Source organism: Lentibacillus sp. Marseille-P4043 (assembly GCF_900258515.1).
Classification (GTDB): Bacteria; Bacillota; Bacilli; order Bacillales; family Amphibacillaceae; genus Lentibacillus_C.
Map to the genome: position 1 here is coordinate 1,109,348 of NZ_LT984884.1, position 24,940 is coordinate 1,134,287.

The following is a 24,940-nucleotide window of genomic DNA, read 5'->3' on the forward strand; positions in this document are numbered from 1 at the left end:
ATTTAAAATGGGCTTCTGACTTTTAATTGTTAGAAGGGCGAGGGGGAAAAGCGGGGGCGGCTCGCATCGGCGCGAATCGCGAGAACATCGACGCGAAAGCAGAAACATCGGCGCGAGAGCAGAAACATCAGCGCGAAAGCAGAAACATCAGCGCGACAGCAGAAACATCAGCGCGAAAGCAGAAACATCAGCGCGAGAGCAGGAACATCAGCGCGAGAGCAGAAACATCGGCGCGAAAGCAGAAACATCGGCGCGAGAGCAGAAACATCGGCGCGAAAGCAGAAACATCAGCGCGAGAGCAGGAACATCGGCGCGAGAGCAGAAACATCGGCGCGAAAGCAGAAACATCGACGCGAGAGCAGAAACATCAGCGCGAAAGCAGAAACATCAGCGCGAGAGCAGAAACATCGGCGCGAGAGCAGAAACATCGGCGCGAAAGCAGAAACATCGACGCGAGAGCAGAAACATCGGCGCGAAAGCAGAAACATCGGCGCGAGAGCAGAAACATCAGCGCGAGCGATGAAACATCGGCTCGAGAACGAAAACATCAGCGCGAGAGCAGGAACATCGGCGCGAGAGCAGAAACATCAGCGCGAAAGCAGAAACATCAGCGCGAGCGATGAAACATCGGCGCAAAAGCAGGAACATCGGCGCAAAAGCAGAAACATCAGCGCGAGCGAGGAAACATCGGCGCAAAAGCAGAAACATCAGCGCGAAAGCAGAAACATCAGCGCGAGAGAGGAAACATCGGCGCAAAAGCAGAAACATCGGCGCAAAAGCAGAAACATCAGCGCGAGAACAGAAACATCGGCGCGAAAGCAGAAACATCGGCGCGAGAGCAAAAACATCAGCGCGAAAGCAGAAACATCAGCGCGAAAGCAGAAACATCAGCGTGAAAGCAGAAACATCAGCGCGAGAGCAGAAACATCGGCGCAAAAGCAGGAACATCGGCGCGAGAACGAAAACATCAGCGCGAGAGCAGAAACATCGGCGCGAGAACAGAAACATCAGCGCGAAAGCAGAAACATCGGCGCGAAAGCAGAAACATCAGCGCGAGAGCAGAAACATCAGCGCGAAAGCAGAAACATCGGCGTGAGAGCAGAAACATCGGCGCGAGAGCAGAAACATCGACGCGAAAGCAGAAACATCGGCTCGAGAACGAAAACATCAGCGTGAAAGCAGAAACATCAGCGCGAGAGCAGAAACATCGGCGCGAAAGCAGAAACATCAGCGCGAGAGCAGAAACATCAGCGCGAGAGCAGAAACATCGGCGCAAAAGCAGAAACATCAGCCCGAATCCGCGAAACATCGACCGGAACCCGCGGAAACATCAACCGGAGCCCGCGAAATATCAACTCGAGCGCACAAACAAACGGACAGCTATTCAACATGAAAAGCTGTCCGTAATAATTTTCCCCCTACCCTCTATATGAAGAAAGTGCCCGAGAATGCCCTTTCCTTCCTGCATATTCACTTCGATACCAAGCCACTAGCATAATAACACCACTTATAATCAGCAGCCCACTCGTTACAAAAAACACACCGGAGAATCCGTAGAAGCCTGATATTACGCCACCGAGTGCTGGGCCGATAATGTTTCCTGCAAAACGCAATGATGTATTGTAACCAAGAACTTCGCCTTGAATGGAGAGTGGTGCTTCCTGGCGAATATAAGCAATACGAACTGGTACAAGCCCGCCGATTGAAATACCGAGTAAGAAGCGTATGATAATCAGTTGCCAAATATTTGTAACAAACGCTGCTGGGAAGTAGACAATTCCGGCCATAAACAACAGGAAGATGACGATTTTAATATAACCAATCCGGTCACCGAGTCTTCCCCATCTTCTAGCCATCAATAAATTTCCCAACCCGGCAGCGGAAAAGGCCATTCCTGAGAATAGCGCGATATTTGCAGCCCCATGCAAATCACTAACATACAATGATAAAATTGGCTGTACGCTAAAATGTGCTACCTGTACAAGCATGGAAATCAGCATAACAACAAGCAGTACAGGCCGCTGCATAATATGTGACAGTACCTCTTTACTAGAATAGGATGACTTTTCCTCCTTTTCATCAGCAAATTTCATGATAACTTCTTTTACCCCGAAAAATACGAGGATGCCTGATAAAAGGATGGAAATAGACGTCCATTTAAATGTTGCGGCATAACCAAACATATCGGCAAAAGCACCGCCCAATAACGGCCCCATTAATGAACCGGTAATGCTGCCGGTTTGTAATGTTCCTAGCACACGCCCGGCAATGTTTTTAGGTGTTTGCGTGGAAATAAATGCTTGAGAAATGGGAATGAATCCTGTGAATATTCCCATAAATAATCGCAATAAAAAAAGTTGCCATACTGAGGTGGCAAAACCCATTAATAAGACAGATAAGCCTAAACCTGCTGCAGAAATCATAAGAATCCTTTTTCTACCATATTTGTCGCCGACTCTTCCCCAAATAGGTGAAAAAATGAGTGCTGTGACAAATGTAATACCAAAGATCCAGCCCGACCAGTTTTGTACATAGGAAGCGGAGAAGTTCCCGTATGTTTCAATGTACAAAGAGATGAATGGAAGTACCATTGTCATACTGCCGGCAACAAAAAAGTTTGCAAACCACATAATTGCCAAATTGCGCTTTACGATAGGATTTTGTTGATCACTGATGGTAAATACCTTCTTTCGTCCATTTATTTCGTCACCCTAAATATTATACAGGGTGACAAAGAAATAAAAGTATTATGCTCAAATAACCTAGTCCCCCAAATTTTCTCACCATAAAACACAGATCGTTTAGTGTCAACTACAGAAGAATACGATATAATCAAGAATGAAACAGATTACTGATGAATAGAATTAAATTTTATGAACCAAACCATCATTGTAATGATATACAAGGGGGAATTTTTTATGAAACGATTATGGAAGAATATAGCTATTTTCATCGTGCTGATTGGACTTGTTACCGGGATAACTTTTCCGGTAAATGCGGCAGAAGGTACAGATGATAATTCGGATAGTATCAATGAAAAACTTGGGGTACCGATTGTTGTTTATGGTGACACATTATCAGATGATCAAAAGAGAGAAGTACGGGAGCTGTTAGAAGTATCAGATCCGGATGCTGTTGAGGAATACAGTGTGACTGGACAAGATATTGCAAATTATATCAATGGCGACCCGAATTCACGCATGTATTCTTCCGCGAAAATTACGCGTGAAGAAAAAGGGGAAGGATTAACGATCAATATCGTGACGCCTGCCAATATAACTGAAGTAACAAATGAAATGTATGCAAACGCATTGTTAACTGCAGGTGTTGAGGATGCAACCGTTGATGTAGCTTCTCCTGTTAAAGTTAGTGGACACTCCGCCCTGACAGGCATATATAAAGCGTACGATGTTCAAGGAGAAGACCTTGATAAAGAACGAATGGAACTAGCGAATGAAGAACTGGATGTAGCAACAGATCTTGCTAAAAAAGATGGAATGAGCCAAGAAAAAGTAAGTGAATTGATTACTGATATTAAGCAGGAAATTGCCGACAAAAATCCAGCTTCAAAGGAAGAAGTTGAGCAGATTGTCCAAGATCAGTTGAACAAATTAGATATTTCTTTAAGTGAAGAAGATCGCCAATTGCTAACAAATCTTTTTGAAAAAATGCGTGACCTTGATATTGATTTTGGTAAAGTGAAAACGCAACTTGAGGATATAGCATCAACTGTGAAGGATAAAATAGATGAATTGGGTTTGGATGCAGGCTTTTGGGAAAAGGTAGGTAATTTCTTCAAAGAATTCCTGCAGCTTATTGCAAATTTCTTCAAAGGGTTATTTGATTAATTTGCATGTGGCAAAAATGGGGTTAGATAACCAGTTGGAATAGTACAGTAAATTCAGAAAAATATCCTAAAAAACTTTGACTCTGTTGATAAGTCAAAGTTTTTTTAATATTTTGTCGTTTATTGGAATAAAATGTAAAGATGTTTTCCTGTATTATCAGTGTAAAATTGGGAAACCCCATAAAATACTGATATATCAATGTTTCAAAAAATTAGGTTCCCGAAATTTCTAACACCTAATATAAAAAATGATAGTAATATAGTAAATTTTTTAAAAAAACATGTGCATATTTTGTCGAAACGTAGTATAATCCTCAATACAGATATATTTAATAAACCTAAATTATCTGAATAAAGACGCAATAGGAAAAATACAGGAGGGAAACAAATGAAGAAGTGGTCTTTATTTTTAACATTAGTACTCGCGATGAGTATTGTTCTTGCCGCTTGTGGCGGTGATTCTGATAAAGAGTCGAAAGGGAACGCTGATAATGGCGATGGTGAATCGAGTTTAGCATCTGATCAGACTTTTAACGTTAACATTAAATCGGAGCCGCCATCCTTACATCCGGGGAAAGCAACGGATTCAACATCATCCGCAGTTCTTTTACAAACATTTGAAGGGTTAATGCGAATTAACCAAGATGGTGATCCGGAAGAAGCGATGGCGGAAAGTGTAAATGTATCAGATGACAAAACAACATATACATTCACAATCCGTGACGATGCGAAATGGTCAAACGGTGATCCTGTAACAGCACAGGATTTCGAATACGCTTGGAAATGGGTATTAGACCCAGAAAGCCCTGATACAGATTATGCGTATCAATTATATGTAATCAAAGGGGCCAAGGCTGCTAAGGAAGATGGTGGGTCACTAGACGATGTTGGTGTCACAGCAAAAGATGATAAAACATTGGTTGTTGAATTGAATCAGCCAACACCATATTTCTTAGATCTAACAGCATTCTATACGTATTTTCCAGTAAACAAAAATGTAGCAGAAGGAAATGATGAATGGGCTCAAGATGCAGGTGATAAATATGTAACGAACGGTCCTTTCACAATGGAATCATGGGAACATAAAAACAAAATTGTCTTAAAGAAAAACACAGATTACTGGGATGCAGAAAATGTTAGTTTAGAAACAATCAACATGTATATGATTGATGACGAAAACACGGCTTTACAAATGTACAAAAATGATGAACTTGACTGGGCTGGATCACCAACAGATGCAATTCCGTTAGCTGCGATTCCAGCATTGAAACAAGACGGGTCTTTAAATGTTTCACCAAAAGCAGGCGTGTATTATTATTCATTTAATACTGAAGTAGAACCGTTTAACAATGTGAATATTCGTAAGGCATTTTCATTAGCAATGAATCGTGAAGGCATTGTAAAAAATATTACAAAAGGTGAACAACAACCAGCGATGGCACTAGTTCCGCCGTCCATTTGGGAAGAAAATGAAGAAGGATATTTTAAAGATAATGACGTAGAAAAAGCGAAAGAATATTTACAAAAAGGGTTGGATGAATTAGGTTTAGACAAATTGCCAACAGTTAAAATTTCATACAACACAAGTGAAGCTCACGCTGCTATCGCTCAAGCTGTTCAAGATATGTGGAGAGAAAACCTTGGCGTTGATGTTGAGCTAAATAACGAAGAGTGGAACGTGTTCTTGGATACGATGAGTGAAGGTAATTATCAAGTTGGTCGTATGGGATGGAATGCAGACTTTAATGATGCAATTAACTTCTTAGAAATCTTTGAATCTGTTGGTGGAAATAACTATACCAACTGGGAAAATGAAGAGTTTGCTAATCTAATCCAAAAATCCAGAACAGAAACGGATGAAGCAGCACGTGATGATATTTTACGTCAAGCTGAGAAACTGTTTATGGATGAAATGCCAATTGCACCAATTTATTTCTATACAAACGTGTGGCTAAATAAAGATTATGTAAAAGATGTTCAAGTTTCACCACTTGGTATTATCCAACTTAAGTGGGGCTATATCGCAGAACACTAAGAATGATTGAATCAAGTACCAATATAAGGTATGTGTATTCTACAAATACCCTATATTGGTACTGAATAAACAATAAGAATCATAAACTCCTTTGATATATCTTCAGAATCAGCAAAGTTTAAATTAAAAATCCTTTGCTTGAGAAACTTAACTTTTTACTATTTCTATTGGACTTTTAAATTAGTTTCATAGATTAATTCGGTAATCAGTGTAGGGGGATGGATTTCGTTCCTCTTTTTCATGAAAGAAGCAAAATAATTCCAAAAATAATTCGTTATTGGCTTATCAGAGGGAATATGGAGGTGTAGACGCTTGGCTAAATACCTATTAAAACGACTAGGTTATATCATTGTTTCACTATTTTTTATTGTAACCATTACGTTCTTCCTCATGCAGGCTGCACCAGGTGGGCCATTTGCATCAGAGCGTAAGTTACCACCAGAAATTGAAGAACAAATGAATGAAGCATATGGATTAAATGACCCGTTATATCAACAATACTTTGATTACCTTGTAAATACGGTTCAATTCGACTTCGGTCCATCGTTTAAATACGTGGGACAAGAAGTTACGGATATTATCAGCAGAAGTTTTCCTTATTCACTCATCTTAGGTGCAGAGGCTATCTTTCTTGCTTTAGCAATTGGGGTTTTACTCGGAGTTATTGCGGCAATTAAGCATAATAAATTTGGAGACTATGTTGCGATGGTCATTGCGGTATTAGGAATATCAGTACCAAGCTTTATTATGGCCACAATCCTACAATATATCTTTTCAATTAAATTACAGATGTTACCGGTTGCTAGATTTGAGTCATTCGCACATACGATACTGCCGGCAATTGCTCTGGCTACAACGCCGCTCGCATTCATTGCTCGACTCATGCGTACAAGTATGCTCGATGTGTTGAATGCCGATTATATTAAAACTGCCAAATCAAAAGGTCTAAGTGAACGGGTAACAACGTATAAGCACGCACTTCGCAATGCTATTTTACCAGTTGTTTCTTATTTAGGACCATTAGTTGTATCGATATTAACAGGTAGCTTTGTTATTGAGAAAATATTTGGTATCCCAGGCCTCGGTAATGAGTTTGTTGTAAGTGTGACAAACCGCGACTATACCGTGATTATGGGAACAACAGTATTCTTCAGTGTCTTGCTACTTGTCTCAATTTTAATTGTTGACCTTATTTACGGATTAGTTGATCCACGAATGAAAATAACAGGGAAGGGAGGCAGTAAATAATGGCACAAGTACAGGAGTCAAAATTAAAGGAATCGGATGTAACGAATTCACCGATAACCGATGCTGATTTCGCCCCCCTTCAGGTTAATGAAGCAGATGCGGAAAAGATCGCTGGTGAAAGTACATCCTATTGGAAAGATGCATGGCGTCGTTTTCGTCAAAATAAATTAGCTTTATTTGGCATTGTTGTCATTGTTTTATTAGCCATTGCATCCTTTGCCGGTGGACCAATTTCAGGAGAAAACTACTATGAAAATGACTTAATGAGATCCAATCAATCTCCATCGGCTGAACATTGGTTTGGTACGGATAATTTAGGAAGAGATGTATTTGCTAGAACATGGTATGGTGCTAAGATTTCCTTGTTTATCGGTTTAATGGCTGCCCTGATTGACCTTGTTATCGGAATCATCTGGGGAGCAGTTGCTGGATTCTTTGGTGGAAAAGTCGATGAATATATGATGCGGATAGCAGATATTTTATATGGTGTACCATATTTACTAGTTGTTATTTTATTAATGGTTATTATGCCACAAGGTTTATGGACCTTAATTATTGCGATGACCATTACCGGATGGATTAATATGGCTAGGATTGTCAGGGGACAAGTAATGCAGCTCAGATCAGAAGAGTATGTAATGGCATCCCAATCACTTGGAGCAAGTAACAGTAGACTATTGTTTCGCCATTTAGTACCAAATACAATGGGACCCATTCTTGTTACATTAACATTGACAATACCAAATGCTATTTTCACGGAAGCGTTCTTAAGCTATCTGGGACTTGGAGTGCCGGCACCTCTTGCAAGTTGGGGTACCATGTCGTCAGACGCCTTACCTGCACTTCAATATTATCCATATCAGCTTTTCTTCCCAGCGTTTTTTATCTGTTTAACAATGCTGGCATTTAATGTTATTGGTGATGGGATGAGAGATGCGTTAGATCCAAAAGAACGCTAGTAATGGGAGGATACGAAAAATGAGTAAACTATTAGAAGTTAACGATCTTTCGGTATCGTTTGACACATATGGTGGTGAAGTAAAGGCCGTTCGCGGTGTTAACTTTCAACTTGATGAAAAAGAGACATTAGCAATTGTGGGTGAGTCAGGATCAGGAAAAAGTGTAACATCCCAAGCAATTATGCAGCTGATCCCGATGCCACCAGGAAAATTTGCCGGTGGATCAATCATGTTTGAAGGGGAAGACTTGACCCAAAAATCAGAAAAACAAATGCAGGATATCCGCGGTAAAGATATAAGTATGATTTTCCAGGATCCAATGACATCTTTAAACCCTACGATGACTGTTGGAAAGCAGATTGCTGAAGGGTTAATTAAACACCAAAATATGTCTAAGAAAGAAGCGCATAATCGTGGTGTTGAATTACTGAAGTTAGTTGGAATTCCTAACCCGGAAGCACGGATTAATCAATATCCCCATCAGTATTCTGGTGGAATGCGACAGCGTGCAATGATTGCTATTGCGCTAGCCTGTAATCCAAAAATGTTGATCGCCGATGAGCCGACAACGGCATTGGACGTAACCATTCAGGCACAGATTCTTGATTTGATGCGTGATCTCCAGGAGAAAACAGGTACAGCAATTATCTTGATCACACATGATTTAGGTGTTGTAGCAAATGCTGCACATCGGGTTGCTGTTATGTACGGTGGTAAAATAGTTGAAACAGGTACTGTAGATGAGATTTTCTATCAACCGAAACATCCATACACATGGGGATTGTTAGGATCCATGCCTAAAATTGATGGTGGCGATGAAGAACTGCAAGCAATTCCTGGATCACCACCAGATTTAGCCGATCCGCCAAAAGGGTGTCCTTTCGTAACGCGTTGTCCATATGCAATGAAGGTATGTGAAAATCATATGCCAGACTATACAGAGCTTTCGGATACGCAAAAAACGGCTTGCTGGTTATTAGATGAACGCGCACCAAAAGTCGAACCACCAGAGTCTGCCATCGTTGGAGGTGCAAAAGTCCATGAATGATACGAAAGAAAAATTACTAGAGATCCATAATCTAAAAAAACATTTTAAAATAGATAAAAGTAGTGTATTAAAAGCGGTAGATGGGATTTCATTTGATATTTTCAAAGGCGAAACTTTTGGCTTGGTAGGAGAATCTGGCTGTGGAAAGTCTACTGCCGGACGTACGATTTTACGTTTGTATGAAGCTACAGAAGGGGAAGTGGACTTTCAGGGCGAAAATGTGCATGCGAAAAAGTCCAAAAAGGATTTAAAGAAATTCAATCGCAGCATGCAAATGATTTTCCAAGACCCCTATGCTTCCTTAAACCCAAGAATGACTGTTAAGGATATTATCGCAGAAGGCCTTGATATCCATGGCCTTGTCAAAGATAAGAAAGAACGTTTAAATCGTGTGAATGAATTATTGGAAACAGTCGGTCTAAACGCTGATCACGGAAATCGCTACCCACACGAATTTAGTGGTGGACAACGTCAAAGAATCGGTATTGCACGTGCATTAGCAGTTAATCCAGACTTCATTGTTGCGGATGAACCAATCTCGGCACTTGATGTGTCCATTCAGGCACAAGTTGTCAATCTACTAAAAAAACTGCAACATGAACGTGGGTTAACCTATCTATTTATCGCCCATGATCTATCAATGGTGAAACATATCAGTGATCGTGTTGGGGTTATGTATTTAGGAAATATGGCTGAGATTGCAACAAGTGATGATTTATATGAGGAACCACTACACCCTTATACACAGGCGTTATTGAGTGCAATACCAATTTCCGATCCGGAAGTGGAACGTTCCAGAGAAAGAATTATCGTGGAAGGTGACGTTCCAAGCCCAATCAATCCGCCAAGTGGCTGCCGTTTCCGTACACGGTGTCCATTTGCAATGGATGTTTGTGCAAAGGTTGTACCCGAATTTAAAGAGCACAAAAAAGACCATTGGGTAGCTTGTCACTTATATGATGATAAATATAATGAAGAATATAAAGCAAAACAGCACTAAAAAATAGCAGGAGTAGATACTCCTGCTATTTTTATTTTGGCTGATTGATTGTTGTTTTCTTCGCGGGAACATCGCCCAAGATCGAGGAACTATCAACCCGAAAGCGTGTATCAAAGCAAAGTTTTCTTCCATAACAGCAATCCAATCCCCATTTCAATCTATGTCGTATTTTATATAACTGCGAAATTGAAAAGTTGGAGGTTGACAGTAATCTATTGCAGTCGATTTAGTTAAATATTTGTTTTTCAAAATGGTTAGGCGCAGTAAGGACAGGTTAGTTCTACTAAAAGAGGACCTTTTAATCTATGAATGCCTTTTTACACAATACATAAAAATGCCACGTAACTAGGAATTTGCTCTCCTGCCATTCTGGATTCTATCAGAAATGGCGTTGGTTTTTTTAGTAAAACCACCTAATAATTTCCATAAAACAAGGAGGATCTTCATAAATAAAATTGTGATTACAAAATATTTTCAAAAAATATTTAAAACAAGGTGATAAAATAGATCCATAATAATAATGGCCCGCATCCCTTGATATGAATAGGATTTCAAAATTTCAGTATACGAAATATATCATTTCTGAAATAAATTTATTAACAATTTTAAATAGTTTTTTTAAAAAAGTAATGAAATAATTTTGAAATAATAGTATAATAACTAACACAGATAATTTAAACAACAATATGAATTATCTGTAAAAAACAAAGAGATTACTAGGGAGGGTCAATTAATGAATTGGAAGAGATGGTCTTTACTTCTAACGCTTGTTTTTGCCATGGGTATCTTTCTTGCAGCATGTGGCGGAGATGATACAACAGGCGGCGACAGTGACAGCGGCGATGACGCGGCACAAGAAGAAGGTAATGGTGGAGATGAGGGAGACAGCGGTGACAGCGGTGATGCAGCACTAGCTGAAGATCAAACATTTAATGTGAACATTAAAACAGAACCACCTTCATTACATCCAGGGAAAGCATCTGATACAACTTCAAGTGCAGTGCTTGACCAAATTTTTGAAGGGTTAACACGTGTTAATCAAGATGGCGAGCCAGAGAATGCAATGGCTTCAGATATCCAAATTTCAGATGATCAAAAAACATATACATTCACAATTCGCGATGGTGCAAAATGGTCAAATGGTGACCCGGTAACTGCGCAGGATTTTGAATATGCATGGAAATGGGTACTTAACCCAGATAGCCCTGATACAGATTATGCTTATCAATTATATCCAATTAAAGGTGCACAAGCTGCCAAAGAAGACGGCGGTTCAATGGATGACATTGGCATCAAAGCAGAAGATGATCAAACATTGGTTGTTGAACTGAATCAACCAACACCATATTTTTTACAATTAACAGCGTTCCACACATACTATCCAGTAAACAAAAGCGTTGTTGAAGGAAAAGATGAGTGGGCAGTAAATGTTACGGATGATTATGTAACAAATGGACCATTCACAATCGAGTCATGGGAACATAAGAGTCAAATCGTATTGAAGAAATATGCTGATTATTGGGATGCAGAAAATGTAAACCTTGAAACGATCAATATGTACATGATTGAGGATGAAGCAACTGAATTAAAAATGTATGAGAATGGTGAGTTGGATTGGGCAGGTTCACCAACTGGATCAATTCCATTGGCTGCAATTCCTTCACTAAAAGAAGACAATTCACTAAACATTTCACCTAAAGCGGGTGTTTACTACTATTCATTTAATACAGAAGTGGAACCTTTTAACAATGTTAATATTCGTAAAGCATTTGCATTAGCGGTTAACCGTCAAGGTATTGTAGATAACATTACAAAAGGTGAACAAACACCAGCAATGGCATTAGTGCCAACTTCTATCTGGGAAGAAAATGAAGAAGGTTATTTCAAAGATAATGACGTTGAGAAAGCAAAAGAATATTTGGAAAAGGGTAAGGAAGAACTTGGAATTGATGAATTACCAGTAGTTAAAGTTACGTATAACACAGATGAAGGCCATGCTGCTATTGCACAGGCAGTTCAAGATATGTGGAGAGAAAACCTTGGTGTTGAAGTAGAATTGAACAATGAAGAATGGAATGTTTTCCTTGACACAATGGGTGAAGGTAACTATCAAGTTGGTCGTATGGGATGGATTGCAGACTTTAATGACGCAATCAACTTCCTAGAAATCTTCCAAACTGTAGGTGGAAACAACTACACGAACTGGGAGAGTGAAGAGTACTCTGACTTGCTAGAAAAATCAAGAACAGAAACAGATCCTGCTGCACGTAAAGAAATTTTACGCGAAGCTGAACAAATCTTTATGGATGAGTTACCACTTGCACCAATCTATTTCTACACAAACTTGTGGTTAAATAAAGATTATGTAAAAGACATTCAAGTAAACGCGATGGGTAGCTTCAACCTAAAATGGGGTTACATTGCAGAACACTAAAACGAATGAATAAGAATTATCCATATGCAACTAAATATAAGGTATATAGACTGTCTATATACCTTATATTGTTGCTCATATTAAATGAGCTAACATGATAAATGAGGGAAACATCAAGAAGTACATATTCACTTACCTATTAAGGAAAGCGGTTTCATTGGACGATGAAGATGTCATATTTTCTGTTTAATGGTAGGCCAATAGAAAAATCATGTGAAATTATTGCAAAGGGGTGATTGAATTCACTCCTTTTTTATGGAGAACGAGATATGGAGGTGTATTTTTTGGCTAGATACCTACTTAAACGATTAGGTTATATAGTTGTTTCGTTATTTTTCATTGTAACAATTACGTTTTTCCTGATGCAGGCTGCACCGGGTGGACCATTTGCATCGGAAAGAAAACTGCCGCCGGAAATCGAACAGCAAATGAATGAGGCATATGGTTTAAATGATCCATTGTATCAGCAGTATTTTGATTATCTTGTCAACACAGTACAATTCGACTTTGGTCCTTCATTTAAATACGTTGGACAAGAAGTTACAGACATTATTAGTAGGAGCTTCCCCTATTCACTCATATTAGGTGCTGAAGCAATTTTCCTTGCCGTATCAATTGGGGTACTGCTTGGAGTAATAGCTGCCCTTAGACACAATAAGTTCGGCGACTATGCAGCAATGGTTATAGCTGTTCTGGGAATATCGGTACCAAGCTTTATTATGGCTACCATTTTGCAATATATTTTTGCGATTAAGTTACAGGCACTGCCGGTTGCAAGGTTTGAATCGTTTGCCCATACAATCTTGCCGGCAATTGCCCTAGCTACAACACCACTAGCTTTTATAGCTCGGTTAATGCGGTCGAGTATGCTTGAAGTATTGAATGCGGACTATATTAAAACCGCAAAATCAAAGGGATTAGGGAAACGGATTGTAACGTATAAACATGCGCTTCGTAATGCGATTTTGCCGGTTGTTTCGTATCTAGGACCGTTAGTCGCAGCAATCCTTACAGGGAGCTTTGTCATTGAAAAGATTTTTGGTATTCCAGGGTTAGGTAATGAATTCGTTGTTAGTGTTACGAATCGTGATTATACCGTAATCATGGGGACGACAGTGTTCTTTAGTATTATTTTACTTGTATCCATATTGATTGTCGATCTTATTTATGGCCTAGTTGACCCTCGGATTAAAGTAGCCGGAAAGGGGGGCAAATAAGTCATGGAACAATTGCAAGTTAAAGATAGTGATTTTGAACAAATAGAAAGAAAACAGGAAGATGCTGAACGAATTGCCGGTGAAAGTACGTCATTTGGGAAGGATGCTTGGCGACGATTTAAGAAGAATAAATTAGCTTTTGCTGGGATTTTCGTAATTGTGCTACTTGGAATTTTGTCATTTGCTGGTGGTCCGATTTCTGGAGAAAACTATTATGAAAATGACTTGATGAGAGCCAATCAATCTCCATCAGCTGAGCATTGGTTCGGTACCGATAATTTAGGAAGAGACGTGTTTGCCAGAACGTGGTATGGAGCAAAAATTTCGTTGTTTATCGGCTTGATGGCAGCTTTTATTGATCTCGTTATCGGAGTCATTTGGGGATCTGTATCTGGATTTTTTGGTGGAAAAATTGATGAATATATGATGCGTATTGCTGACATTTTATACGGTGTACCATATTTACTAGTCGTTATTTTGCTCATGGTTATCATGCCGCAAGGGCTCTGGACGTTGATTATTGCCATGACGATCACTGGTTGGATTAATATGGCACGGATTGTCAGGGGACAGGTTATGCAATTGCGTTCCGAAGAATATGTCTTAGCTTCCCAATCGCTTGGGGCAAGCAGTACACGCATATTATTTCGGCACCTTGTCCCAAATACGATGGGCCCAATCTTGGTTACGTTAACCCTTACGATTCCAAATGCCATTTTTACCGAGGCATTTTTGAGCTATTTAGGTCTTGGTGTACCGGCACCGCTCGCAAGTTGGGGAACAATGTCGTCAGATGCATTGCCGGCACTTGAATATTACCCATATCAGTTGTTCTTCCCAGCATTTTTCATCTGTTTAACCATGCTCGCTTTTAACATTATTGGTGATGCAATGAGAGATGCATTGGATCCAAAAGAACGCAAGTAAGGAGGGAGAGAGGATAAATGGACAAAATTTTGCAAGTAAATGATTTATCCGTATCATTTGACACGTATGGAAGTGAAGTGAAAGCTGTTCGTGGAGTAACATTTGAACTGGATGAGCAGGAAACATTGGCGATTGTTGGGGAATCTGGTTCAGGGAAAAGTGTTACCGCACAGTCTATTATGCGATTAGTCCCAATGCCGCCTGGAAAATTTGCAAGTGGAACGATTGAATTTAATGGGGAAAATCTGATTGATAAATCTGAAAAGCAAATGGAAGGTATTCGCGGCAAGGATATAAGTATGATATTTCAAGACCCAATGACATCCTTAAATCCAACAATGACAGTGGGAAAGCAGATTGCAGAAGGGTTAATAAAACATCAAAATATGTCGAAAAAAGAGGCATTTCATCGGGGTGTGGAATTATTAAAACTTGTCGGTATTCCGAATCCAGAAGCACGCATTAAACAGTATCCCCATCAATTTTCTGGTGGGATGCGGCAACGTGCGATGATCGCGATTGCGTTGGCTTGTAATCCAAAAGTGTTAATTGCTGATGAACCAACAACAGCATTGGATGTGACGATTCAGGCGCAAATTCTCGATCTGATGCGTGATCTTCAGGACAAAACGGGAACAGCAATCATCCTAATTACCCATGATCTGGGTGTTGTAGCAAATGCGGCACATCGGGTTGCCGTCATGTATGGTGGGAAAATTGTAGAACAAGGGACTGTTGATGAAATTTTTTACAACCCAAAGCACCCCTATACGTGGGGGCTATTAGGTTCCATGCCAAAATTAGATGGTGGCGAAGAGGAGTTACACGCGATTCCAGGCTCACCGCCTGATTTAGCTGATCCACCAAAAGGCTGTCCATTTGCAACGCGTTGTCCATATGCAATGAAAGTGTGTGAGAATCATATGCCTGCATATACAGAGCTATCTAATACGCAAAAAACAGCCTGCTGGTTATTGGATGAACGTGCACCGGAAGTAGAACGTCCAGATTCAGCTATGATAGGGGGTTCAACAGTTGAATAAGGAAAAATTACTCGAAATTAAAAATCTAAAAAAGCACTTCAAAATAGATCGAAACAGCTACTTAAAAGCTGTTGATGATATTAGTTTTAATATATACAAAGGGGAAACATTCGGATTAGTCGGAGAATCAGGTTGCGGGAAATCTACTGCTGGTAGGACAATTTTACGGTTATATGAAGCAACAGAAGGCTCGGTTGACTTTTATGGAGAAAATGTCCATGGTAAAAAATCTAAAAAGGAATTAAAAAAGTTTAACCGCAGCATGCAGATGATTTTCCAGGATCCGTATGCTTCGTTAAACCCAAGAATGACAGTAAAGGACATCATTGCCGAGGGGATGGATATTCACGGACTTGTTAGCAACAAGCAAGAGCGTTTGGCAAGGGTCAATGAATTACTGCAAACAGTAGGACTTAACAGTGATCACGGGAATCGTTATCCACACGAATTCAGTGGTGGGCAACGGCAGCGGATTGGGATTGCTCGCGCATTGGCGGTTGATCCGGATTTTATTGTGGCCGATGAGCCGATTTCAGCACTCGATGTATCGATCCAGGCCCAAGTTGTGAATCTACTCAAAAATTTGCAACGAGAACGTGGACTAACCTATCTGTTTATAGCCCATGACTTATCAATGGTTAAGCATATTAGTGATCGTGTCGGCGTTATGTATTTAGGCAGTATGGCTGAGGTCGCATCAAGTGATGATTTATATGCGGAGCCATTACACCCGTACACACAGGCATTATTAAGTGCGATTCCAATTTCTGATCCAGAGGTAGAGCGATCAAGGGAACGGATTGTGATCGAGGGGGATGTTCCAAGCCCTATAAATCCTCCAAGTGGCTGTCGCTTTCGTACAAGATGTCCATTTGCAATGGATGTATGTGCAAAAGTTGTTCCGGAATTTCAAGAATATAAAAAAGATCACTGGGTTTCCTGCCATTTATACGATGAAAGATATAATGATGAGAATAAGATGAAGCAAAATTAATTATATGGACTCATTAGTTGACATCTAGTGAGTCTTTCATACGCCTTTTTTTGAGTATAAGTACATTAATTTATGCTGAATTCAGGATTAAAGACGCAAAATTTGAATAAATAGGAAACAAAAATGTGAAAAAAGGCTTGTTAAGAATCTGAAAATAATTTATACTTTAAAAAATGGTAATTATATTACAGGAATGTTACGTATTGATTGAAAGTATAGTAATAAGAGACATAGAATAAATTTTTGCAATCTTGGTATTTTTACATAAAGGGGGAGAAGAGCAGTTGGTACAAAATCAGCAAGAAAATGACCTGCTCGAAATAAAGAACTTACATACAGGATTTATAATTGATGGTGACTTGCATAATGCAATAGTAGATGTGAACTTTGATGTGAAACCAAAAGAAGTTGTTTGTGTTGTTGGTGAGTCCGGATGTGGAAAGAGTGTTATGTCGTTATCGATTATGCAACTGCTGCCAAAACTGAACTCCAAAATATCAGCCGGTGAAATTATGTTTAATGGGGAAGATTTAACGAAAAAGTCAGATAAGGAAATGAATCAAGTGCGCGGTAAGGATATCGCTATGATTTTCCAAGAACCAATGACGGCTTTGAATCCGGTATTTACGATCGGATCACAATTACAAGAAGTATTGTTTAACCATTTGGATTTAACAAAAAAAGAAGCACGAGAAAAAGCGGTCGTTTTAATGGAACAGGTGGGAATATCTCGACCAGAGAAAATTATTGATGAATATCCACATCAACTATCTGGTGGGATGAGACAGCGCGTTATGATTGCCATGGCTATTGCGCTACACCCGAAACTGTTAATCGCTGATGAACCAACGACAGCATTGGACGTAACTGTACAGGCGCAGATTCTAGAACTACTAAAAGACATCCAGGACAAAGAGGATATGGCCATCATGCTAATCACACATGACTTAGGTGTTGTTGCAGAAATGGCAGACCGCGTAATCGTTATGTATGCCGGGCAAGTTGTTGAGACATCAAATGTTGTGGAATTATTTACGAAACCGAAACATCCCTATACCGAAGCATTGCTTAACAGTATTCCGAAAATGGATCAAGAAGAAGAGACATTGAATACGATTGATGGGGTTGTCCCCTCACTAGAAAATATGCCGCAAGTCGGCTGCAGGTTTGCTGACCGTTGTCCAAAAGCTTTTGGTGATTGCACGAAGGTCACACCACAGCTTTCCGAAGTCGCTGATGGACAATTTGCACGATGCCTTCTTCACGATGCATGCTATCCAGATAAACCATCAAGTGAGAAGGAGGAAGTTAAGCTATGAGTCAGCAGGTAACAACAGAGACGAAGAAAAAGGATTTAGCAAATAAGGATGTATTGTTAGATGTCAAAAATCTAAAAAAGTATTACCCCGTACATGCAGGTTTTTTTAAACGCAAGGTTGGAGATGTCAAGGCAGTTGATGATATTTCGCTCACACTAAGAAAAGGTGAAACGTTCGGTCTTGTAGGGGAGTCGGGTTGTGGCAAGTCGACTGCAGGCAGAACCATTTTACGTTTAACGGAATCGACCGAGGGAGAAATTATTTTTGATGGCGAGGATATTACAGATTTACGTGGGTCGGCATTACGAAAGGCACGACAAGATTTTCAAATGGTCTTTCAGGATCCTTATGCATCGCTCAACCCAAAAATGATGGTTGGTCACTTGGTAGATGAACCAATTCGTAACTATACAAATAAATCACATAAGGAATTGAGAACCGAGGTAAAAGCGTTATTAAAGCGAGTGGGGCTTCGTGAAGAGGATTATTATAAATATCCACATGAATTTTCTGGTGGACAACGGCAACGGATTGGAATCGCTCGGTCATTAGCTTTAAATCCAAAATTAATTGTTGCTGATGAACCAGTAAGTGCACTTGACGTGTCGATCCAATCACAAGTACTGAATTTGTTAAAAGAATTACAAGATGAGTTTGATTTAACTTATTTGTTTATTGCCCATGACTTAAGTGTTGTCAAACATATGAGTGATCGAATTGGTGTCATGTACCTTGGGCATTTGGTTGAAGTGGGTGATAAAGAGGCGATTTATAAAGAACCATTGCATCCATATACAAAAGCGCTTACATCGGCGATTCCAGAACCAAATCCATTAATAAAAAAAGAACGGATTATTTTGGAAGGGGATGTACCAAGTCCGCAGAATCCGCCGAGTGGGTGTGTGTTTCATACCAGATGTCCAGTTGCAATGCCGAAATGCAAGGAAATTATACCTCAATTAAAGGAGGTGAGGCCTAATCAACAGGTCGCATGTCTTTTGTACGAGGATGAGTAAGTAATAATTTAAAGGGGGAATAATTGTTGAAAAAGAAATTTTGGTTTTTACTGACGTTAGTATTTGCGCTATCAATGGTACTGGCTGCTTGTGCAGATAGTACATCAAGTGATGGAGACGGAGAAAAAGAAGGGGATTCTGATAGTGGCGAAAAAACAGAAGCAGATGCAGGTGAACCTAAAAAAGGCGGAAATGTAACATTTGCTTTCACACAACCTTTCCAAGGGTTACTGGAAAGAGGCCTTTACGAAGGGGAAGACGATGACCTTATCCTTAATTTTATGACAGATGCTTTTGTAGATACAAATGATGAATTAGAACCAGTACCTGGAATGGCAGACTTTGAAGTGGATGAAGAAAACAATACGGTAACATTTACGATAAAGGACGGAATCAAGTGGCATGATGGGGAACCATTAGTTGCTGAAGATATGGCATATGCCTATGAAGTTATCGCACACCCAGATTATGAAGCTTCACGCTATGCGAATGTGTCGATGATTGAAGGCGCTGAGGCGTATCATAATGGGGAAGCGGATAGCATTTCTGGCATTGAGGTTGTTGATGATAAAACACTCGTTCTTACATTAACAGATATTGCTCCTAACACAATGTCTAATCTATGGAGCTATCCAATGCCGAAACACTATTATGAAGGTATAGCTGTTAAAGATTTGCCTGAATCTGATGAAGTTCGTAAAAATCCAATTGGAACAGGTCCATTTAAAGTGAAAAACATTGTGCCTGGTGAAATGGTTGAATTAGAAAAGTTTGCTGATTACTGGCAAGGTGAACCATACTTGGATGGTGTTGTCTACAAAGTAATTGATGCTTCACTTGCATCAGGTGCACTAGAAAATGGCGAAGTAGATATTATGGCCGCGCCAAGTAGCCAATATGAAGAAGTTAAAGCACTTGACAATGTGAATATATATGAAGAAGCTTCATTAGGTTTCAGTTATATTGGCTTTAAGTTCGGTCATTGGGATAAAGAAGAGAAAAAGAACATTATGGATAACGAGAAGTTCCAAAATAAAAAATTACGTCAGGCAATGTCCTACGCAATTGACCGTCAAGGTATTTTAGACTCCTTTTCAAATGGGTTGGGTGAATTAATTGAAGCTCCAATGCCTCCTGTAAGCTGGGCAAAGGCGGATGACTCAGAGCTAACAACTTATGATTACGATCCAGAAAAGGCGAAGGAATTGTTAAAAGAAGCAGGTTATGAAGATACAAACGATGATGGATTTGTTGAAGATCCAGATGGCAATGAATTTACAGTAAACTTTGATTCTATGTCTGGTTCCGATATCTCTGAACCACGTGCACAATATATTATTCAAAATTGGCAGGATGTTGGAATTAACGCAAAAATAAATGGTGGACTAAAAGAATTTAATTTATTCTATGATGTCGTTGAAAATGATGATCCATCTGTTGAAACTTTCATGGGTGCTTGGGGGCTTGCTAGTGATCCAGACCCAACAGGCCTATGGAAAGAAGATGATTTATGGAACTATGCACGTTGGGTAAATGAAGAGTCTGATAAATTAATCGAAAAAGGAATTAGTGATAAAGCATTTGATAGAGAGTATCGTAAACAAGTATATGCTGATTGGCAAAAACTTGTAAATGAGGAATTGCCAAATATCTTCCTATATGCACCAGTAGATGTATATGCAGCAAATAAACGTTTGCAAAATGTTCATACAAACTCGTTTACATCGCAAGTTGATACACACTTATGGTGGGTAAAAGACGCTGATGATGCTGAGTAAGACACACTATACTTCTAAATAAGGGGAAAATAATATGCTCGTTTACACATTACGCAGAATCGCTATCATGATCCCCATTATTTTCCTTGTTTCTGTAGTGGTATTCTTCCTGGCAAATATGATGCCAGGAGATGCCCTATCAGGGAAAATCGATCCATTAAATGCAAATCCAGAGTATATTGCAGAAATGCGCGATAAATTAGGGTTAAATGATCCGATTTATGAACAGTATTTACGCTGGATCGGTGGATTTTTACAAGGAGATTTTGGACAATCATTCGTGCATAAAATGCCCGTTTCAGAGTTAATCTTATCACGATTACCTAATACAATTCTTTTAGCTGTTATAGCGATGGTCATTACATACATAGTAGCCTTTTTGATGGGGAAATATGCGGGTCGTCGTCCTAATACAGCTGGTGATTACAGTGTTCAGGTCATTAATTACCTAGCACTTGCAATGCCTAGTTTTGTTGCAGCTTTATTGTTTATTTACTTTGTATCGTTTCAATTAGGTTGGCTGCCTGCAACGGGAAGTATAGGAGCGGGAGTTGCGCCTGGTTCCTTCGAATATATTTTAAGTAAAGTTGAACACGCGATTTTACCTTCTTTATGCTTGGGCTTATTACCTATTGCCAGTTATACACAATTTTTGCGGAATGATATGATAGAAAGTTCTCAAAAAGACTATGTACGTACAGCACGTGCAAAAGGCACACCAGAGAGAAAAATTTATAATAAACATATTTTGCGGAATTCGGTAATACCAATTGTGACACTTCTTGGCTTTGATTTAGCAGGGATTATTGGCGGATCAGTCATTATTGAAACTATTTTCACGTATCCTGGAGTAGGTCAACTTTTTGTCGATTCGATTAATAATCGTGACTTTACTGTAGTTATGGCTATAACGTTGCTACTCACGATTATGACACTAATCGGAAATTTAATAGCTGATATATTGTATGCTCTAGTAGATCCAAGAATAAGGTTAGACTAATGGAGGAGGGATAGCATATGGATCCAGCAACAAATCAACCAACAGAGAACCCGCGCCCTCCAAAATTAGAAGCTGAGAAAAAGCCCGTTAAAAAAAGTCTATCACAATGGGGGATTGCACGTAAGAAGCTTTTACATAATATCCCGGCTATGATAAGTCTTGTATTTCTTTTTCTCATAACAGTATTGTCGCTTTCTGCATCATTTTTAACAGATATCGATCCAAGTCGGATTAATCCAAGGTTAATCGATGCAGAACCATCAGCAGAGCATTTGTTAGGTGCTGATGGAGCAGGTAGAGATATTGTTACAATGTTACTTTATGGTGGGCGAACATCTTTGATGATCGGTTTTTCTTGTACAGCGATCATTGTTTTGATTGCTACGTTAATTGGAACAATATCCGGATTTTATGGCGGTAAAGTGGATGCTATTTTAATGCGTTTTACCGATTTTATGATGAACTTTCCATTTTTAATCTTTGTTATCGTACTTCAAGCAATTTTTATGGACAGTGGTGTACTAGCTTTGATTTTGGTAATTAGTTTTCTTAGTTGGACAGGTGCTGCAAGGGTTATTCGCAGTAAAGTTATGTCTGAGAAAGAAAATGAATATATTATGAGTGCAATATCAATTGGTACGAGGCCGTCAAAGGTTATCTTGAAGCACTTATTACCAAATGTTATGTCGACTGTAATTGTGCAAGCTACTTTACTGCTTGCCGCAATGATTGTAGCAGAAACAGGGTTAAGTTACCTAGGATTTGGTGTTCCAGTTGGTACGCCAAGTTGGGGGAATATGCTGCAAGCTGCACGTGATCCTGGTACACTTAGTGGTATGTGGTGGATTTGGATACCACCAGGTTTAGCCATCACATTCACCATTCTATCCATTAACTTTATTGGCGAAGGATTAAAGGATGCATTTAATCCAAAGTCAACAAAATAATAATAGAATAAGAGATGAATAGATTAAAAAATGCTTGTCCATGTAAAGTGGACAAGCATTTTTTAATTTTTCCTATGGAGTTGGAGTAGCGCTCTTCGCAACTCGAAGCTTACACGGTGGATGTTTTGCTTATCGTTATCCGGGGTCTTACCTACCGAAAGCGAGAACATCGGCCCGAGCGAGGAAACATCAGCTCGAAAGCAGAAACATCGGCGCGAGCGCGGAAACATCGGCGCGAGAGCAGAAACATCGGCGCGAGCGAGGAAACATCGGCGCGAAAGCAGAAACATCGGCGCGAGAGCAGAAACATCGGCGTGAGAGGAGAAACATCGGCGTGAGCGAGGAAACATCGGCGCGAGATGAGAAACATCGGCGCGAGCGCGGGAACATCGGCGCGAGAGGAGAAACATCAGCGCGAAAGCAGAAACATCAGCCCGAGCGCGGAAACATCAGCGCGAGAGGAGAAACATCAGCCCGAGCGCAGAAACATCGGTGCGAGAGGAGAAACATCGGCGCGAAAGCAGAAACATCGGCGCGAGAGGAGAAACATCGGCGCGAGCGCAGAAACATCAGCGCGAGCGCGGAAACATCAGTGCGAGAGCAGAAACATCGGCGCGAGAGCAGAAACATCGGCGCGAGTCCGTGTATCAAAGCAAAGTGTTTTACCGTAACGGTAGTCCAATCTTCAATCTACGTCGCATTATCTATCATCCATGAAATCAAAAAGCAACAAATATTATGAAAAGAACATTAAATATAGCCTTTGTATAGGTAATTTTAACTAGTATTGTAAAAAACCAAGGCCTTTTGTCACAAATCTATTACATTTGTAATACTTTCTAGTAGTTTTGGTAATGCTTGTAATAGACTCTTAAATGTCTTGTAACTGCACGGCCTATTTTGCTGTGGTACGATAGGCACTGTCAGAATTTGAAGGAGGGACTTCCCTATGAAGAAATTAGTAGCAGCACTTGCTACAAGTGTCGTGATTGCTGGCGCAGCTGCAACAAATGTTTCAGCAGAAGAATACAACGTCCAAAAAGGAGACAGCCTTTGGGACATTGCAAATGAATATAACACTACCGTTGATGATTTAGTTGAAATAAATGAATTGAAATCTACTGTTATACATCCGAAGCAAAAGCTATTTATCAATGAAACATATAATGTTGAAAAAGGCGATACACTTGTCGGAATCAGTAAAGACTTTGATGTTACAGTAGACGATATAAAAGAATGGAACGATTTAGAGTCTGATCTGATCGTAATCGGTCAGGAACTAGAGATCAAAGGTGTTAATGTCGTTCAAGAAAAGCAATCAAATGATACAGAACCAAGAAAAGCAAACAAGCAATCAAATGAGAGTACAAAAGAAAACACAAAACAAGCAGCATCTAAGAAAGATGATTCACCAGAAGGAAAAACAGTTTCCGTATCAGCAACAGCCTACACAGCCAGCTGTGATGGATGTTCTGGTGTAACGTCAACAGGAATTGATTTAAAAGCAAATCCAAATGCAAAAGTGATTGCAGTTGATCCAAGTGTTATTCCGTTAGGCTCAGAAGTTTATGTTGAAGGCTATGGTTATGCAACTGCAGCAGATGTTGGTAGTGCAATCCAAGGTCATAAGATTGATGTTTATGTACCAAGTAAAAACGAAGCCAATCAATGGGGCGTTCGATCAGTTGACGTAACAATAATTAAATAGATAAAACAATTTCATACACGAATCTTAAGCAAATAAACGGGAAAGCGTCTATATATAGATGCTTTCCCGTTTATTTTTCAAAGTAAAACCTAGAATTCAAGATTGTATTGTCGTGTTTGTCTGGTTAGGCTCAATTGTATCATCAGATTTTGAAATTGTTTGAGTGTATCCAACTATACTAAACCCAAGAATCAAAACAAAAAATAGAGCAATTAATAGTTTTTTCATCGAATGTTTACCTCACTTTTTAATCTACATTTAGTATAATGAAAAATCCGCAATTTAACCATTGATTTCTGTGACATTTTTTGAGGTAAATCTTACAAAAATGAAAGCTGTTTTGTAAAAGATTGGTCCTCCGATTACCCGCCCCATCGAAAACATTTGTTGTTTTTGCATAATAGATATAGAATGCGCAAT

General features: G+C 39.6%; 23 protein-coding genes. 22 read left to right on the plus strand and 1 reads right to left on the minus strand.

Annotated elements, in window-relative coordinates:
* The first annotated feature begins 26 nt into the window (after positions 1-26).
* From C8270_RS05715 to C8270_RS19750, 3 genes are read left to right on the plus strand one after another with little or no spacing between them, the layout of a single operon-like run.
* The gene (locus C8270_RS05715) at positions 27-623 is read left to right on the plus strand and encodes a hypothetical protein (RefSeq protein ID WP_106495907.1); all 597 of its coding nucleotides are present in this window, start codon (positions 27-29) and stop codon (positions 621-623) included.
* Positions 520-1,176: a hypothetical protein gene (locus tag C8270_RS05720; protein ID WP_158701605.1), complete on the plus strand. Its 657-nt coding sequence runs from the start codon at positions 520-522 to the stop codon at positions 1,174-1,176. Before C8270_RS05715 ends, C8270_RS05720 begins: the two co-directional genes overlap by 104 nt.
* Positions 1,173-1,433: a hypothetical protein gene (locus C8270_RS19750; protein WP_158701606.1), complete on the plus strand. Its 261-nt coding sequence runs from the start codon at positions 1,173-1,175 to the stop codon at positions 1,431-1,433. Before C8270_RS05720 ends, C8270_RS19750 begins: the two co-directional genes overlap by 4 nt.
* Here C8270_RS19750 and C8270_RS05725 read toward each other — a convergent pair.
* Positions 1,419-2,630, minus strand: coding sequence for an MFS transporter (locus C8270_RS05725; RefSeq protein WP_106495909.1), 1,212 nt, complete (start codon positions 2,628-2,630; stop codon positions 1,419-1,421). The genes C8270_RS19750 and C8270_RS05725 overlap by 15 nt on opposite strands.
* A gap of 288 nt (positions 2,631-2,918) precedes the next feature.
* Between C8270_RS05725 and C8270_RS05730 the strand changes: the two genes are divergently transcribed.
* The 19 genes from C8270_RS05730 to C8270_RS05815 all read left to right on the plus strand — a co-directional run bounded on the left by C8270_RS05730 (position 2,919) and on the right by C8270_RS05815 (position 24,520).
* A complete protein-coding gene (locus C8270_RS05730) occupies positions 2,919-3,848 on the plus strand; it encodes a DUF1002 domain-containing protein (protein WP_106495910.1) in 930 nt (309 codons plus the stop codon).
* Positions 3,849-4,235: 387 nt separating this feature from the next.
* Positions 4,236-5,882: a peptide ABC transporter substrate-binding protein gene (locus C8270_RS05735; RefSeq protein ID WP_106495911.1), complete on the plus strand. Its 1,647-nt coding sequence runs from the start codon at positions 4,236-4,238 to the stop codon at positions 5,880-5,882.
* A gap of 312 nt (positions 5,883-6,194) precedes the next feature.
* Positions 6,195-7,130 (plus strand): ABC transporter permease, encoded by a 936-nt coding sequence (locus tag C8270_RS05740; protein ID WP_106495912.1) that lies wholly within the window; start codon positions 6,195-6,197, stop codon positions 7,128-7,130.
* On the plus strand, positions 7,130-8,089 hold the full coding sequence (locus C8270_RS05745) for an ABC transporter permease (RefSeq protein WP_106495913.1): 960 nt from the start codon (positions 7,130-7,132) through the stop codon (positions 8,087-8,089). The genes C8270_RS05740 and C8270_RS05745 overlap by 1 nt, the downstream gene beginning before the upstream one ends.
* Before the next feature lie 19 nt (positions 8,090-8,108).
* Complete coding sequence (locus tag C8270_RS05750) at positions 8,109-9,137, plus strand: ABC transporter ATP-binding protein (protein WP_106495914.1); 1,029 nt, start codon at positions 8,109-8,111, stop codon at positions 9,135-9,137.
* A complete protein-coding gene (locus tag C8270_RS05755; RefSeq protein ID WP_106495915.1) occupies positions 9,130-10,137 on the plus strand; it encodes an ABC transporter ATP-binding protein in 1,008 nt (335 codons plus the stop codon). The genes C8270_RS05750 and C8270_RS05755 overlap by 8 nt, the downstream gene beginning before the upstream one ends.
* Before the next feature lie 733 nt (positions 10,138-10,870).
* Positions 10,871-12,571: a peptide ABC transporter substrate-binding protein gene (locus C8270_RS05760; protein ID WP_106495916.1), complete on the plus strand. Its 1,701-nt coding sequence runs from the start codon at positions 10,871-10,873 to the stop codon at positions 12,569-12,571.
* A gap of 284 nt (positions 12,572-12,855) precedes the next feature.
* The gene (locus tag C8270_RS05765) at positions 12,856-13,788 is read left to right on the plus strand and encodes an ABC transporter permease (RefSeq protein ID WP_106498457.1); all 933 of its coding nucleotides are present in this window, start codon (positions 12,856-12,858) and stop codon (positions 13,786-13,788) included.
* Between the two features lie 3 nt (positions 13,789-13,791).
* On the plus strand, positions 13,792-14,715 hold the full coding sequence (locus C8270_RS05770) for an ABC transporter permease (RefSeq protein ID WP_106495917.1): 924 nt from the start codon (positions 13,792-13,794) through the stop codon (positions 14,713-14,715).
* A 17-nt stretch (positions 14,716-14,732) separates the two neighbouring features.
* Positions 14,733-15,758, plus strand: coding sequence for an ABC transporter ATP-binding protein (locus C8270_RS05775; protein WP_106495918.1), 1,026 nt, complete (start codon positions 14,733-14,735; stop codon positions 15,756-15,758).
* Positions 15,751-16,752, plus strand: coding sequence for an ABC transporter ATP-binding protein (locus tag C8270_RS05780; RefSeq protein WP_106495919.1), 1,002 nt, complete (start codon positions 15,751-15,753; stop codon positions 16,750-16,752). Before C8270_RS05775 ends, C8270_RS05780 begins: the two co-directional genes overlap by 8 nt.
* Before the next feature lie 284 nt (positions 16,753-17,036).
* Positions 17,037-18,071 (plus strand): ABC transporter ATP-binding protein, encoded by a 1,035-nt coding sequence (locus C8270_RS05785; RefSeq protein ID WP_106495920.1) that lies wholly within the window; start codon positions 17,037-17,039, stop codon positions 18,069-18,071.
* On the plus strand, positions 18,068-19,087 hold the full coding sequence (locus C8270_RS05790; RefSeq protein WP_106495921.1) for an ABC transporter ATP-binding protein: 1,020 nt from the start codon (positions 18,068-18,070) through the stop codon (positions 19,085-19,087). The genes C8270_RS05785 and C8270_RS05790 overlap by 4 nt, the downstream gene beginning before the upstream one ends.
* Positions 19,088-19,113: 26 nt before the next feature.
* Positions 19,114-20,865: an oligopeptide ABC transporter substrate-binding protein gene (gene opp4A, locus C8270_RS05795; protein ID WP_106495922.1), complete on the plus strand. Its 1,752-nt coding sequence runs from the start codon at positions 19,114-19,116 to the stop codon at positions 20,863-20,865.
* A gap of 34 nt (positions 20,866-20,899) precedes the next feature.
* On the plus strand, positions 20,900-21,865 hold the full coding sequence (gene opp4B, locus C8270_RS05800; RefSeq protein WP_106495923.1) for an oligopeptide ABC transporter permease: 966 nt from the start codon (positions 20,900-20,902) through the stop codon (positions 21,863-21,865).
* A 17-nt stretch (positions 21,866-21,882) separates the two neighbouring features.
* Positions 21,883-22,812 carry an oligopeptide ABC transporter permease gene (opp4C, locus tag C8270_RS05805; RefSeq protein ID WP_106495924.1) on the plus strand — a complete coding sequence of 310 codons (930 nt, stop codon included), beginning with the start codon at positions 21,883-21,885 and terminating at the stop codon, positions 22,810-22,812.
* 116 nt (positions 22,813-22,928) lie between these two features.
* Complete coding sequence (locus tag C8270_RS19755; RefSeq protein WP_158701607.1) at positions 22,929-23,150, plus strand: hypothetical protein; 222 nt, start codon at positions 22,929-22,931, stop codon at positions 23,148-23,150.
* Complete coding sequence (locus C8270_RS05810; protein ID WP_106495925.1) at positions 23,147-23,554, plus strand: hypothetical protein; 408 nt, start codon at positions 23,147-23,149, stop codon at positions 23,552-23,554. The genes C8270_RS19755 and C8270_RS05810 overlap by 4 nt, the downstream gene beginning before the upstream one ends.
* A 207-nt stretch (positions 23,555-23,761) precedes the next feature.
* On the plus strand, positions 23,762-24,520 hold the full coding sequence (locus tag C8270_RS05815; protein WP_106495926.1) for a 3D domain-containing protein: 759 nt from the start codon (positions 23,762-23,764) through the stop codon (positions 24,518-24,520).
* Positions 24,521-24,940: the final 420 nt, after the last annotated feature.